This window comes from Aquifex sp., assembly GCF_056494385.1.
In genome coordinates this window covers 1-14,020 of the sequence record NZ_JBSLZM010000005.1, presented here as the reverse complement: position 1 = coordinate 14,020, position 14,020 = coordinate 1, and the positions used below count along the sequence as shown (strand labels likewise).

Annotated in this window: 14 protein-coding genes; 9 read left to right on the top strand and 5 right to left on the bottom strand. The window is 42.4% G+C overall.

Features of this window, described 5'->3' with window-relative positions:
* Positions 1 to 159 precede the first annotated feature (159 nt).
* Positions 160 to 1,236 (top strand): TaqI family restriction endonuclease, encoded by a 1,077-nt coding sequence (locus ACWB1W_RS00370; RefSeq protein ID WP_479369409.1) that lies wholly within the window; start codon positions 160 to 162, stop codon positions 1,234 to 1,236.
* 86 nt (positions 1,237 to 1,322) lie between these two features.
* Positions 1,323 to 1,634, top strand: a complete 312-nt coding sequence (locus ACWB1W_RS00365; RefSeq protein ID WP_479369408.1) for a hypothetical protein — start codon at positions 1,323 to 1,325, stop codon at positions 1,632 to 1,634.
* On the opposite strand, the gene ACWB1W_RS00360 is transcribed toward ACWB1W_RS00365, so the two are convergent.
* Entirely contained in the window at positions 1,623 to 2,900 is a 1,278-nt protein-coding gene (locus ACWB1W_RS00360; RefSeq protein ID WP_479369407.1) for a FliI/YscN family ATPase, read from the bottom strand. The genes ACWB1W_RS00365 and ACWB1W_RS00360 overlap by 12 nt on opposite strands.
* Positions 2,881 to 3,552, bottom strand: coding sequence for a hypothetical protein (locus tag ACWB1W_RS00355; RefSeq protein ID WP_479369406.1), 672 nt, complete (start codon positions 3,550 to 3,552; stop codon positions 2,881 to 2,883). Before ACWB1W_RS00355 ends, ACWB1W_RS00360 begins: the two co-directional genes overlap by 20 nt.
* A gap of 89 nt (positions 3,553 to 3,641) precedes the next feature.
* Here ACWB1W_RS00355 and hslO point away from each other — a divergent pair, with 89 nt between their 5' ends.
* Together hslO and rpsB are read left to right on the top strand one after the other, a co-directional pair.
* Positions 3,642 to 4,604 carry an Hsp33 family molecular chaperone HslO gene (gene hslO / locus ACWB1W_RS00350; RefSeq protein ID WP_479369405.1) on the top strand — a complete coding sequence of 321 codons (963 nt, stop codon included), beginning with the start codon at positions 3,642 to 3,644 and terminating at the stop codon, positions 4,602 to 4,604.
* Positions 4,605 to 4,698: 94 nt separating this feature from the next.
* Complete coding sequence (gene rpsB, locus ACWB1W_RS00345; protein WP_479369404.1) at positions 4,699 to 5,523, top strand: 30S ribosomal protein S2; 825 nt, start codon at positions 4,699 to 4,701, stop codon at positions 5,521 to 5,523.
* A 4-nt stretch (positions 5,524 to 5,527) separates the two neighbouring features.
* Here rpsB and ACWB1W_RS00340 read toward each other — a convergent pair whose 3' ends face one another.
* A complete protein-coding gene (locus tag ACWB1W_RS00340; protein ID WP_479369403.1) occupies positions 5,528 to 8,530 on the bottom strand; it encodes an efflux RND transporter permease subunit in 3,003 nt (1,000 codons plus the stop codon).
* Positions 8,531 to 8,599: 69 nt separating this feature from the next.
* On the opposite strand from ACWB1W_RS00340, the gene ACWB1W_RS00335 reads away from it, so the two are divergent.
* Genes ACWB1W_RS00335 through ACWB1W_RS00325 form a run of 3 tightly spaced genes read left to right on the top strand, consistent with a single transcriptional unit; the run spans position 8,600 to position 12,030 of the window.
* Positions 8,600 to 9,769, top strand: coding sequence for an NAD(P)/FAD-dependent oxidoreductase (locus ACWB1W_RS00335; protein ID WP_479369402.1), 1,170 nt, complete (start codon positions 8,600 to 8,602; stop codon positions 9,767 to 9,769).
* Positions 9,770 to 10,801 (top strand): efflux RND transporter periplasmic adaptor subunit, encoded by a 1,032-nt coding sequence (locus ACWB1W_RS00330; protein ID WP_479369401.1) that lies wholly within the window; start codon positions 9,770 to 9,772, stop codon positions 10,799 to 10,801. It abuts the gene before it with no gap.
* A complete protein-coding gene (locus ACWB1W_RS00325) occupies positions 10,798 to 12,030 on the top strand; it encodes a TolC family protein (protein WP_479369400.1) in 1,233 nt (410 codons plus the stop codon). Before ACWB1W_RS00330 ends, ACWB1W_RS00325 begins: the two co-directional genes overlap by 4 nt.
* On the opposite strand, the gene ACWB1W_RS00320 is transcribed toward ACWB1W_RS00325, so the two are convergent.
* Complete coding sequence (locus ACWB1W_RS00320) at positions 12,020 to 12,922, bottom strand: TIGR00269 family protein (RefSeq protein WP_479369399.1); 903 nt, start codon at positions 12,920 to 12,922, stop codon at positions 12,020 to 12,022. The two genes, ACWB1W_RS00325 and ACWB1W_RS00320, sit on opposite strands and share 11 nt — an antisense overlap.
* A 66-nt stretch (positions 12,923 to 12,988) precedes the next feature.
* Here ACWB1W_RS00320 and panD point away from each other — a divergent pair, with 66 nt between their 5' ends.
* Positions 12,989 to 13,363, top strand: a complete 375-nt coding sequence (gene panD / locus ACWB1W_RS00315; RefSeq protein WP_479369398.1) for an aspartate 1-decarboxylase — start codon at positions 12,989 to 12,991, stop codon at positions 13,361 to 13,363.
* Between the two features lies 1 nt (position 13,364).
* A complete protein-coding gene (locus ACWB1W_RS00310; protein WP_479369397.1) occupies positions 13,365 to 13,697 on the top strand; it encodes a rhodanese-like domain-containing protein in 333 nt (110 codons plus the stop codon).
* On the opposite strand, the gene ACWB1W_RS00305 is transcribed toward ACWB1W_RS00310, so the two are convergent.
* Positions 13,687 to 14,020: hypothetical protein (locus tag ACWB1W_RS00305; protein WP_479369396.1), on the bottom strand; the 334-nt coding region annotated here is incomplete at its 5' end. The genes ACWB1W_RS00310 and ACWB1W_RS00305 overlap by 11 nt on opposite strands.

The window sequence follows — 14,020 nt, the reverse complement described above, 5'->3', positions numbered from 1 at the left end:
AGTGGTTAAATTTTTAAACTCAGCAATACTAAAAAAATATATAGGGGATGTTTTTAGAGATATTACTTATCATTTTAATATAACCCAGCTTAAGTTACTACCTCTCCCCACTAAGGTAGAACTTGAAAAACTAAATAAATTATATAAGGAGTTGTATTAATGTCTAACGATATTATGAGAATTATTTTGCATATTTACAATGGATATTTACCTATTCTTCAGAAAACTAACTGGAAAGCTGTATCAGAAAAATATAGAGGGTTTTTAGGAAGTATAAGCTTAAATGATTACCGTGAGAGTTTACAAACAATTAAAACGATAGAATTTGATTTATCAGGAAAATATAGAAGCTTTCACTTATCTTTAATTTATCATCTTTATTGGAAAAGAAAATTTGTAGTATTAAAGAATAAAGAAATACCATCACGTTGTAAAAAAGTCAAACAAATAAAAGATTGGTTGGAAAGAAAAGGAAGTAAGTATAATAGTGATATTCCTTTATATCATATACTTGGGAATTTTGGGTTTAATACGGAAGAACAATTTATAAAATGGTTATACCTAGAAAAGTGTTCAGATAGTAAACACACCAGCTTTATTGATATAAAGCAAGAAGCTATACCAGATAATTATACCTTTCCTTCATTTGAGGATTTTTGGAAAGAATATAAAAGCAATATTGACATAAATGATTTTATAAATCAACATAAAAAATATATAAATATCGAAGCGATAAAGCATCAGATTATCAATGAAATCAATAACAACAAGGGAAATATCTTTAAATATATTAAAAATGAGATTAAAAAAGAGGGTAACATTAAAATAATAGATGAGGTTTTAGATGAGATTATAAAAGGATATATACTTGTAGGATTAAAAGCTCGAATGTATAGAACGTGGGTTTCGGTTCTTACGCAACTTGATTTAAATTACACATGGAATAAGCTAATAGAAATTAAATTGGATAGTGAAGTTATCTTGGATATAAAAGGTGTTGATGCTTATACTAAAATTAATAGTTCTTTTGTGGGATTACAAATAAAAAAGAGAAGTAGAAGACATGAAGCTAGGAGGTTAACAGAAGGTGAAGCACCCATCAAGACTATATCTATTCCGTATGATATAGATTTTGAAAAAGATGAAACTTTAAGGGATAAATTAGAAAAGCTTAAAAACGGCTTTGTTGTTTTCAAAGATAACTATATTGAGTATATATATAAAAATTTGATGTGAGTATATATATAAAAATTTGAGGAGGAAATCAAAAATAAATAATTACAGAATTAAATGAGTTATACGGAATTGGTAAAATCTTCCTTATGAATCGGTTCGGGGCTTTTCTTGAGATTGTTTCCCGATTTACCGACGAAAAGTGGGGCGAGGTAAGGGATGACCTTATATCAAAAAGCATAAAGGTACTAAGGAGGTATAAAGAGGGAAAGAAGCCTGAGGACCTAAAAGATAGTAAGCTAATTCAAGGATTGGAGGACTTTTACGAGAGACTTTATGAGATATATAAGGAAAACGAGGAAGACGTTGAAAGAATAAACCATGCGTTGAGTTCTTTCATAAAAGCTCCGGTTCCCTGTAAGCTGAAGATAATAAACATTTTTGAGACATTACTTGAGTAAGGTGTAAAGCTCCTCAAGGGCTATTACACTATCCTTGTAACTAACTCTTTCCTCCGGTTTCTGCTTAAAAAACCCTTCAATCCTGCTAAGGTTCTTTATAACCTTATCAACGAGGGGATTAGAACCTTCCTTATAAAGCCCTATTCTTACGAGCTCCTCCACGTCTTCAAACTTACTCAGCACTTCTCTCACGTAGTTGGCCATGTTAAGATGCTTCTCGCTTACAAGCTTTGGCATTAATCTTGATAGGCTTTTTATCGGGTCAATGGCTGGGTATATCCCCCTTCCTGCTCTTGTTCTTGAAAGTATTATGTGGCCGTCAAGGACTCCCATAAGAGCATCCGCTACGGGGTCAAGGGATATATCGTCTCCCTCAACGAGGACGCTGAATATACCCGTTATGCTTCCCCTTCCAAATACACCGCAGCTTTCGGTTATTCTCGTCATAAGCTGGAATACCGAGGGGGTAAAGCCTTTAAGTGTGGGCGGTTCCCCTACCGCTAAACCTATTTCCCTTTGGGCTAAAGCAAGCCTGGTTATTGAGTCCATAAGTAGGAGAACCCTTTTCCCCTTTTGGGCAAAGTAATGGGCGTGAACTGTTGCACTTATAGCTCCTTTAACCTTCAGTATAGGTGACTGGTCAGCGGTTGACACAACGACGATACTTCTCTTTAGTCCTTCCTCACCGAGCACGTCCTCAACGAACTCCCTTACCTCCCTTCCTCTCTCACCTATTAGGGCTAAAACGACAACGTCAGCCTCGGAATGTTTCATTATCATACCAAGAAGCGTGCTCTTACCCACTCCTGCACCCGCAAATATACCTATTTTCTGCCCAACACCGAGTGTAAATAATGCGTTTATACTCCTTACTCCCGTGTCAAATACCTCTTTTATTCTTCCCCTCTGAAGCGGATTTATACAGGGAAGCTCTACTTCCTTCTCCTTTAGATACTCCACTTTTGAGCCGTCAAGGGGGTTCCCGAAGGGGTCTATTACTTTTCCTATAAGTTCTTCACCCACGTAAGTTGAAACCCTTTCTCTGAGAAGAATTACCTTATCTCCCTTCTTAACTCCTCCTATATTCTCGTAAGGCATTATTAAAACGTTTTTTCCGCTGAAGCCTACAACTTCACCCTTTATCCTCCTTGAACTGTTCTTTATCTCAACTTCGTTCCCTACATTAGCAAACGGAAGAATGGCCTCAAGGAATATACCTTTTGCTGTTATAACCTCTCCTATTACCTTAACGCTCCTTGAAAACATCTCCGAAAACCTTCGTAAAAACTTCCTCGGCAAACTCTTTGGGGCTTCTCTCAATTGTGAAGTGAAGCCCTTTTATCCTGAAGCTTCCCTTTTCAACGTCTTTGGCCGTAAAGAAGGAAACTGCAACCCCTTCCGCCGAAAGGTAATTCCTCAGAACTTCAAGGTCTTCCTGCATCTTTTCGTAATCCTCTGGATTCAAAAAAACCTTAATCTCCTCCCGTAGACTTACAATGTCTTCAAGAACTTTCTTTAAAGTTTCCCTGTTCACCTTATCTTGGGGAATCTCAAGCAAAAATTCCTTTAAGGCTTCTTCCAGGAATCTGTATAACCTCTCAGAAGTATCCTGAAAAACACCCTCCAAGTAGCTCTCTATACGCTCCTTTAGATTAATTTCTAGGGATTTCCTCTCTTTTACGGAGGCTATTTCCCGCTCCAGCTCTGAAATCCTCTTATCTTTTTCCCTTAAGATTTCCTCCTTTTTTGAGAGTTCCTTTTCAAGCTCTTCATTTAACCTCTTTAGGTCTTCTACCTCTTTTTTAAGTCTTTGGTTCTCTTCCGTTAGGAGCTTCAAAACATTATTAAAACCCCTATCCTTTTTTTCTTCCTCCTTCTGGGTTATCTCTCTAAGAGGCTTGAACTCTGCCTCACTCACTGTATAAAATAATATCGGTTTTTCCCTTGATTTATTTTGCATAAGCTTTCTCTTTAAAATAACCTTGGGAGGTATATAAATATAAGATTATGTTGATAAAGGAGCTATCACAGGAGGTAAAGAAGGACCTCAAAGACTACTTTCAAGACAGGGATTATATGGTAATAGCTGTTCCGAAAAAGGAACCCGTAAGGGTTTACGTTGTGAAAGCGACAAACACTGTTGAAACGGCAAGAAGGATACACAGCCTAAGTCCTTCTGCAACTGTCGCTATGGGAAGGGCTATAGTAGGAGCACTTCTTTTAACTTCGCTTCTGAAGCACGCTACAAACCAGAAGCTTCTCCTGAAGATAGAGGGTGATGGTCCTATAGGCGTTATAGTGGTTGAAGCGGACGCAAAAGGAAGGGTTAGGGGATTTGTGGGAAACCCGCAGGTTGATACCTTTCTTAAAGAGGAAGGCGGAAAGAAGAAGTTTGACGTATCCAAGGTAGTGGGAAAAAATGGAACTCTCACAGTCGTAAAAGAGTTCAGAACGGGAAAACCTTACACAAGTGTTGTTCCCCTTGTTTCCGGAGAGATAGGGCAGGACTTGGCCTACTACCTTTACCAGTCCGAACAGATTCCTTCCGCTGTTGCTGTAGGCATTAAGCTGAACGAAGACGGAAGCGTAAAGCATGCAGGCGGTTATCTTGTCCAGACCCTCGGAGGAACGTCGGAAAAGGTAAAGGAACTCCTTGAGAAAAGAATCCTCAAACTTCCACCGGTTACCGATATGATGGAAAAGGGTATGAGACCCGAAGACATAGCGACGGAAATACTTAAGGATATGGAGCCACAGCTTGTGGGTCTTAAGGAGGTTGAGTATTACTGCCCCTGTGATGAGGAAACCGCAAAGGCCTCCCTATTCCTCATGGAAACGAAGGAGCTCGAGGAACTGTTTGAGGAAAATGAGCTTGCAGAGGTTACCTGTAACTTCTGCGGAAGGGTTTACAGGTTTGACAAGAAAGTTCTTGAAGAAAAGAAAGAAAAGGATAAAAACAAGGAAAACTGATAAAATTATTTTGATTTAAAACGCACCTTCCCCGCTTGGGTTGCCCCTTCTCGGGGTCTCGGGGAAGGGTGGCAAAACCCAAGGAGGTGAAGAGATGGCTGTTGTATCTATGAAGGAGCTTCTTGAAGCGGGTGTTCACTTCGGGCACTCAAAGTCAAGGTGGAACCCCAAGATGGCACCCTACATCTACGGTGTGAGACACGGGATTCACATAATTGACCTAAACAAGACCATAGTAATGCTTGAGGAGGCCTATCACTTTGTTTCGGACGTTATAGCACAGGGCGGTGAGATACTCTTTGTGGGAACGAAGAAGCAGGCAAAGGACATTATCAAGGAAGAGGCGGAAAGATGCGGAGCTTTTTACGTTAACGAGAGATGGGTAGGAGGCCTCTTAACGAACTTTGAAACGGTAAGAAAGAGCCTTTTAAAGCTCCAAACCCTTGAGAAAATGGAAGAGGAAGGGATATTTGACGTCCTTCCCAAGAAAGAGGTTAGGGCTCTCAGGAGGAAGATGGAAAAGCTGAGAAAGCTTTACAACGGTATAAGGGATATGAAGAAGCTTCCCGACGTTATATGGATAGTTGATACGGTGAGGGAAAAGATAGCTGTCTCAGAAGCAAGGAAGCTGGGAATTCCCATAGTTGCCATAGCGGATTCAAACTGTGACCCGACGGTTATAGACTACCCCGTTCCCGGAAACGACGACGCTATAAAGTCCATAAAGCTGTTAACTTCTAAGATAGCGGATGCGGTTCTTGAAGGTAAACAAAGAAGAGAAAGTGCGGAAGAAGTTGTTCCCGAAAAAGAAAGGAAACCCGTTGAGATTACAGAAAGAGAAAGACAGCTGTTTGAACAGGCTGTTGAGATGAGCGAAAAGTATGCAGAGCTTGATAAAGACTCAACGGAATACGAGTAATCCCTCAGCCTTTTCTCCCTTTCCTTTCAAACATCTCGTAAAGTGCGGGAAGTAGGAACAGACTAAGGGGAAGGCCGGAAATTAATCCCCCTATAACCGCTATCGCAAGGGGTTTTCTCTGCTCAGAACCAGCCGTAAGACCGAGTGCTACCGGAATTAGGGCGGAAACTATCGTTATGGTAGTCATAAGAATTGGTCTGAGCCTTTCCTTTCTCGCTTCAAGAATCGCCTCTCTCGTTTCATAACCTTCTTTTCTGAGTTGTATTATCCTTTCTATGAAAAGAACGGCATCCCTTACGATGATACCGATAAGGAGGATTATCCCGAAGTAGGAAGAGATGTTTAAAGACGTATCCGTTATATACATAAGCCCGAAGATACCCGGGACTGTAAGGGGAACCATAAGGAGAACTGTAAAGGGATGTTTCAAGCTCTCAAACAGGGAGGCAAGTATCATGTAAACGCCTACGAGGGCGAGAGCCAAGGAAATGAGAAAGCCCCTAAAGGCTTTTTTAAACTCCTTTACCTGTCCTGTCGCCTCGTATGTATATCCGAAAGGTAGGTTTTCTTTAAGCCATCTTTCAACTTCTTCCCTTGCGGTCGCAAGGTCTATACCGCTCAGGTTTGCGTAAAAAACAAAGGCATACTGTCTGTTATACCTCATAAGTCTGAAGGGCCCGCTCTCAAGGGAAAGGTCAACAACCTCGGTTATAGGTATTAACTCCCCGTTACGCGCACGGATATAAACCTTTTTGAGGTTATCAATATTGTTTAAAAAGTTTTCCTCCGCTTTTATGTAAAACTCGTAGCTTTCTGCTCCGAGTTCGTATGTGCCCACCCTGTATTTCCCGAAAAGGAGGGAAAGGGTAAGTCCAACGTCCTCAATAGATATGCCGTAATCCGAAAGCTTATCCCTGTCAACTTTCACCTTTATATAGGGAAAGCTTTCTTCCATTTCGGCATCAACGTCCCTAAACCCCTTCTTCTTTGAGAAATACTCCTCCATTTCCTTTGATATCTCCTTTAGCTTCCCCAGGTCCCACCCCTTAACTATGTACTGTATGTCGGTCGTTCTGCCTGCCGTAGCACCGACCCCGTGGGGGAACTCAACGCTTACCCTAACTCCCTTTATACCGGATAACTTCCTCCTTAATCTGTTCATAACGACTATTTGGTGCGGTCTTTTTGAACGCTCCTTTAGATAAACGAAAGCCATACCTGTGTGAACTCCCGCTCCTCCCATTCCTTCCCCTGCTATTATGCCTACCTTTTCAACCGCAGGGTCGGAAAGTATGATTTTTTCTATCTCAAGGGCTTTCTTTTTTATAACTTCAAAAGACGTTCCGGCGGGCGCCCTGAACCTAACAAGAAACCTCCCCTCGTCAACCCTCGGTGTGAACTCCTTTTTAACCTTTCCGAAAAGGTAAAAGCCGAGAAAAACATTAAGGAGGGAAAAAGCAAGGATTAAATACTTCTTCTCAAGAAAGAAGCGCAGAAGGACGTCAAAAGCCTTTTCAAACTTCTCATAGGTCCTCATAAATGGGTTTCTTTCTCTTTTGAGAAGTCTAACACTCGCCATAGGGGTGAAGGTTACGGCAACGAGGTAAGAGAGCGCGAGGGCTATTATGAGGGTGAGAGCAAAGTTTTTGAGGAAGGTTCCAAGAACACCTTTAAGAAAGAGTATAGGGGTAAATACTACAATTATGGAAGCGGTTGAAGAGAGAAGAGCAAACATAACTATACGGGTTCCCCTTTTACCCGCTTCAAAGGGGGATAAACCTTCTTCATACCTTCTGTGAACGCTTTCCATAACAACTATGGCATCGTCTATAACGAGACCAACCGCAACAGCCATAGCGAGAAGGGTAACCATGTTAAGGGAGTATCCGAGAAGGTAGAGGAAAAAGACGGTTCCGAGCAGTGTGACGGGTATGGCAACAACCGGAACGAAGGTAAGTCTGAGATTTCCGAGAAAGAGAAAAACCGTGAGAGCGGTCAAGAGGGAACCGAGAAGTATCTCCTCGTATGCCGCCTTTGCGCTCTCCTTTATATACTTACTCGTATCAAAGGTGTAAGTAATTTTTATATCTGCCGGTAGAATTCCCTCAAGCTCCTTTAATTTTTCCTTTACACCCTCTACTACCTTAACAGCGTTAACCTTAGTCTGCTTGAATATAAGAAGTGCTATAGCACTCCTTCCGTTGAAATGGGTAAAGCTTCTCTCCTCGTCGTTTCCGAAGTAAACCCGTGCAACGTCCCCGAGTCTTACATTTCCCTTTATGTAAAGGTTAGAAAGCTCCTCCGGGGTTGTGAACTTTCCGTAAAGTCTTATAATGTATTCCCTTTTCTTTCCGTAAATGTTCCCTGCGGGAATATCCTCGTGGTTTTTCTCAATCACTCTAAGAACGTCAAGGGGAGTTAGTTCAAAGCCGTAAAGCTCCGAGGTTTTTAACCTAACCCATAGCACCTTATCCCTGAATCCCCCGAGACTAACCGAACCGACTCCGTAAAGTCTTTCAAGTTCCCTCTTCACAACCTTGTCCGCGTAGTAGGCGAGCCTGTCATAATCTCCGTTGTCCGAAAAAAGCACTACAACGAGAACAGGGGCTATTGATGTGTCAATCTTTCTCACGAAGGGAATTTCCGCCTCTTTCGGGAGTCTCTTTACAGCCCTCTGAACAGCATCTCTTACCTCCTGGTACGCAACCTCAACGTCTTTATCAAGACTGAAGGTTACAACTATGCGGGAAAAACCCGGGTAGCTCCTGGAGGCTATACTTTCTATTCCGTTTATCGTTGATATCTCCTCTTCAAGAACCTTAGTAACGGTTGAATCAACTACGAAGGGGTCAGCACCGGGATAGTTCGTCGTAACAGAAACAACCGGAAACTCAACATCGGGGAATCTATCAACGGGAACAAACCTAACAGAGTATAAACCGAGAAGTATAAAGGAAAGGATAAACATCCAAGTGGTTACGGGTCTTCTTATGAAGAACTTGTGCATGATTTAATTTTAGAAGAACTTAAATTTATTTATTGTGGGTTAGAATTAACTAACCAAGGAGGTAAAGGAATGAAGAAAGCACTCGTTCTCGGAGGAGGAATAGGAGGCTCTCAGGCAGCCATAGCCTTGAAAAAGGAGGGTTATGACGTTACCCTCGTTAGCAACAGACCTTATATTTATGCATACCCTATATCCATATGGATACCGACGGGAGAGATAAGACCCGAAGGTGTAAGAATACCCCTTGAGGAGTTTTCAAAGAACTGGAGTATTGAGTTCATACAGGATGAAGTTATAAAGATAGAGCCGGAAACGGGAAAGGTTCATCTCAGGGAAAAAGGAGAGATAGGCGGATACGACTACATAGTTCTCGCCCTCGGACAGGTAAAGAAGAAGGAAAAGGGAATAGAAAACACCCTATCCATATGCGGAACACCCGAAGAGGCTGCACAAATAAAGGAAAGACTCTACGAGCTAATAAAAAAAGGAGGGGGTAAAATAGCCTTCGGTTTCGGAGGAAATCCCAAGGACAAGACGGCTGTAAGGGGAGGTCCCGTTTTTGAGCTTCTCTTTAACGTTGATTACTACCTCAGAAAGCTCGGCTTAAGGGAAAAGTTTGAACTCACCTTTTTCGCACCCATGCCTAAACCCGGAGAAAGACTCGGAGAAAAAGCCCTGAGGATGCTTGATGAGCTTTTCAGAAAATACGGCATAAACAAGATTACCGGTAAGAAGATAAAAGAGTTCAAGGAAAGCGGTATCTTATTTGAAGACGATAGTTTCCTTGAGGCTGACCTCATACTTTACACACCTGCGGGTTGGGGACACCCCGTTATAATGGAGTCCGGATTACCTACGAACGAAGCAGGTTTCGTGAAGATTGACGAGACATGTAGGGTTGAGGGAACCGAAAACATTTACGCGGTTGGAGACTGTGCGGCCATTGAGGGACCTCCCTGGACCGCAAAGCAGGGACACCTTGCCGAAGTTATGGGAGAGATTGTAGCCCATAACATAGCGGTAAGGGAGGGAAGAAAGAAAGGGGAGCTAAAGAGCTACAAGGAGCATATAAACATCCTATGCTTGATGGATATGGGCTGGAGGGGAGGAGGTCTCGCCTACAGAAGCGATAAAAGAGCTATGCTCATTCCTATACCTGTCCTCGGGCACATTATGAAGAAGCTGTGGGGTATATATTTCAAGCTCTATAAACTCGGAAGGATTCCTAAAATTATTTAAATGGTTCGCTATCTTCTCCTTTTTCTCCTCCTCATAATTTCTTGCAAAACGGAGGAAACAAAAAAAGAGGAGAAAAGTGAAAGGGTTGTAAAGGTAAGCCTCTGGAAAGTTAAAAAGGAAAGGGTAAATATAACGCTCCCTTATAAGGGCTTTGTATCCGCAAGAAAGGACGTAAAACTCTCCCCCGAGGTCTCGGGAAGGGTTGTAAAAATTCTTAAGTATGAGGGAGAGCGGGTAAAGAAGGGAGAGACACTCGCCGTAATAGATACACAAACCGTAAAAAAGGAGATTGAAAGGATAAAGGAACAGATAAAGGAGCTTGAGGCGAATTACGAACTGCAAAAAAGGATAGCCCAAAGAAGAAAGAGGCTATACGAGAGGGAGCTTATATCCCGTGAGGACTACGAGAAGGCGGAAACGAAACTTAGCGAGATAAAGCACAGGATAAGAGCATTAAAGAGGGAGCTTGAGTCTAAAAAAATCCTCTACAGAAAACACTTTGTAAAGGCACCTTTTGAAGGTTTTATAGCGGAAAGGTATGTAAACGTCGGTGATTACGCATCACCACAAAAGCCACTTTTCAGGATAATTTCCTATGAACCCCTTGAGTTTGTTTTCAAAGTGCCGGAGGGGAAAGCAAACCTAAAGTTAGGGCAGGAGTTAAAGGTTGAACTCGGAGGAAAACTCACAAAGGGAAGTGTTGTTTACATCTCTCCTCAGCTTGACGAAAACCGCCAACTAACCGTTAAACTACTCATAAGTGAAAAGGTATCCCCCGGAACATTCGGTTACGCATACGTGCCCCGGAAAAGTGTAGAAGCCTTTAAGGTTCCTGAAGATGCGGTAATACTCCGCGGAAGCGAGAAAGTCGTCTGGAAGGTTGAAAAGGGAAGGGCTTATCCCGTAAAGGTTGAGGTTGTAAAGGGTGGTGTGGGATACCTATACGTCGTAGGTAACCTGAAAGAAGGTGATAAAATCGTGGTTGAAAACGCAAATCTCCTGAAGGAAGGAAGTAGGGTGTCGGCAAGATGAGGGTTATCTTTACAGTCCTTCTTAGCTTCTCCTTTATCTTTTCGCTCACACTTGACGAGGCGATAAATATAGCTTTAAAGAACACTACCGACGTTAGGGTATCAAGGTTAGAGTTAAAAAAACTTGAAGAGGAAATAAGGAAAGCACTCTCGAGTATACTCCCGACGATTACGGGAAGCTACTCATACACAAGGTTTGACGACTCTCTCGTTTACGGCTTCGGACTGAGGGACAGACAGGAATACTCCTTAACCCTTTCCCAAACAATCTTTAATAAAGCGGTATTTGACTCCATAGCTCTGGCAAAGAAACAGAGAAAACTTCAGGAGTTAATCCTTGAGGATGTAAAAAGAGAGGTTGTATACAGGGTAAAGGAGATGTATTACGCACTCCTTTACAAAAAGCTCGTTATAGAGCTAAAAGAGGATACACTGAAATACTGGGAAGAAAACTTAAAAACCGTTAAGGAGAAATATAAGGCCGGTATTTTACCTAAGGTTGAGTATATGAGGGCTAAAGCACAGTATGAGATGGCAAAGGCGGAGCTTATAGAGGCTAAAACGGACTACGAGAGAAGCCTTGAGGAGTTTAAAGCCTTTCTCAGAATAGAAGGAGACATTCAAATTAAAGGAAGGCTTGCTTTCCCCGAAAAACTACCCTCCGAGGAAGAGCTTCTTAAAAAACTACTTAAGAACAACTCAACCCTTAAGGTTTACAGGGCAAGGATTGAGGCATTGAAGGAGGCTTACGACCTTGCCAGGTCGGAATACTATCCAACCATTGAAGCCTTCTTATCTTATCAGGGGTTTACTACGAGAAGAACGCTCTTCGGAGGGCGGGAGTGGGTTAAGGGCTACACAGCGGGTGTAAGGTTAAACTATAAGTTCTTTGACGGCTTTGGAAGGGAGGCAAACATTGCCCAGAACAAGCTTGAGGTAATGAAGGAAAAGGAGAGGCTAAAGGGTGAGGTGTTCAACCAGAAAAAGAACCTCATAAACGCCCTTCTTACCCTCAAATCCCTAAAGGAGAGAATTAATGCGGTTAAGCTCTCCCTTCAAGCGGCGGAGGAAAGTCTTAAACTATCAACAGAAAGGTATAAAGAAGGGGTAGGAAGCCAGCTTGAGGTTCTTGATGTCCGAAAAAACTATAATGACACCCTTGACACCCTTCACTTCCTGCTCTACAGGTATGCAACTACCCTCGCACTCATAGAGAGGCTCACCCGCTGACCTTACTTACCCTCTCTTTCAACCTGCATACGGGACATATTTCTCCCATCGTTGGCTCTCCGCATACCTTACATTGCTGAAGCTCTTTCTTTTCCCCTTTTTTAAACTTGGGGTAAATCTTCCTGAGGTAATCAAGGTAAAACCTTAGCTTCGTTCCTGGAGAACGTTCCTCTATCTTGTTTAGGATTTCCTTGTAAAAAACAGAGGTCGCATCTTCGGAAAAGGGACATTCTTCCTCTATAAAGTCTATTCCGTTCAAAAGGGCGTAAAGAGCTGTTTCCTTTTCTGTAAACTTACAGAATGGCTTTACCTTCCTGACAAATCCCCCTTCCTCTTCAAGAACCGGATACTTTCTCCCTAAATACTTCTCGTTCCAGTTCAAGACATTTGATAAAAGTGCACTTGCTTCGTCGTCAAGGTTGTGGCCCGTAGCAACCACGCTATACCCCTTCTCCTTTGCAACCTTGTTAAAGTTATACCTCTTTACAAGTCCGCAAACGGAGCAAGCCTCCCTTGAGCTTATCTCAACAAGTTCGGGAATAGTTGCAAGCTCCTCTTTCAGGTCTACGATAATAGCCTTACCACCTATTCTTTGAGCAAACTTCAGAACCTTCTCCTTTGAACGCTCCGAATACTCACCTATACCGAGGTGTATGTAAAGCCCGTCCGCTTCATACCCGAGTTTTCTCAAAACATACCAAAGGGCTAAACTATCCTTTCCACCCGAGATGGCTACGAGAATCTTATCTTTTTTCGTAAACATCTTAAACTCTTTTACTGTTTTCTCTGTGTATTTCTCAAACCACTCAACGAAGTGTTCCCTGCAGAGGGCTAACCTGTGATGGGGCATGTAAATTATCGCTTTCTTTCCGCATATCCTGCATTTCTTCATAGAAAATTAAGATAGGCTTGTTTTATATTCTTATTAGCATATTCTTAATATATTACGGAGGAGAGAATGCTGAGGCCGATGTTAAAGTCAAAGATACACAGGCTTACGGTTACGGACGCGGACCTTCACTACGAGGGAAGTCTTTCGTTGGACGAGTATTTAATGGAACTTGCTGACCTTAAACCCTTTGAGAGAATAGACGTATATAACATTAACAACGGTGCGAGGTTTCAGACCTACGTCATACCCGCTCCCCGTTATTCGGGAGAAGTTAAGTTAAACGGGGCGGCTGCGAGGTTAGGGCATAAGGGAGACCTCATAATTATAGCTTCTTATGCTTACTACTCCGAAGAGGAGCTGGAGAATTACAGCCCTAAGCTCATATTTGTTGATGCGAAGAACAGTCCCGTTGAAGTTAAAGAAGGAATGGAGGTGAAGTGAGATGTTTATGAACGTTCCGGAAGTCGGACCACAAGAAGCTAAGAAGATGCTTGAGGAAGAAAAGGATAAAGTTATTTTATTAGATGTGAGAACGCCTCAGGAGCACGTTCAGGTTAGAATTCCTAACTCTACGCTCATTCCCCTTGACGAACTGAGATACGCCTTCCAGAACCTACCGAAGGACAAGAAGTATATCGTATACTGCAGGAGCGGAGAGAGAAGTGCATTCGCAACATACTTTTTAAGGCAGATGGGATACGAGGCATACAACCTGGCGGGCGGAATACTCACGTGGCCCTACGAAACGGAAAGTGGTGTTCCCGCTAAATCTTGAGAAGGTTTTTTGCCTTCTCTTCTGCATCTTTCACAAGGAGTATAAGGTCTATCTCGGGAATTCCTGTTTCCAGAGCAAGTTCCGAAGCTACCCTGTCAAGCTCTTCTTGGCTCTTGTTTAAGGTTTCTTCAAGCCTAACGGCTATATTGAGAACCTTTCTAAGGGGAGCGTTTTCGTCTCTAAAGGCGTTAACGACTTCCTCATCTACGTTTAGTTCTTCAAGAAAGGAGGGTATGTCTACCCCCAGGATTTTATCAAGAAGTGAGAAGAGGCCGACGAGGAAAGCCTTTTCCGCCATTTGAGGAGAGGACTTATTCATAAGC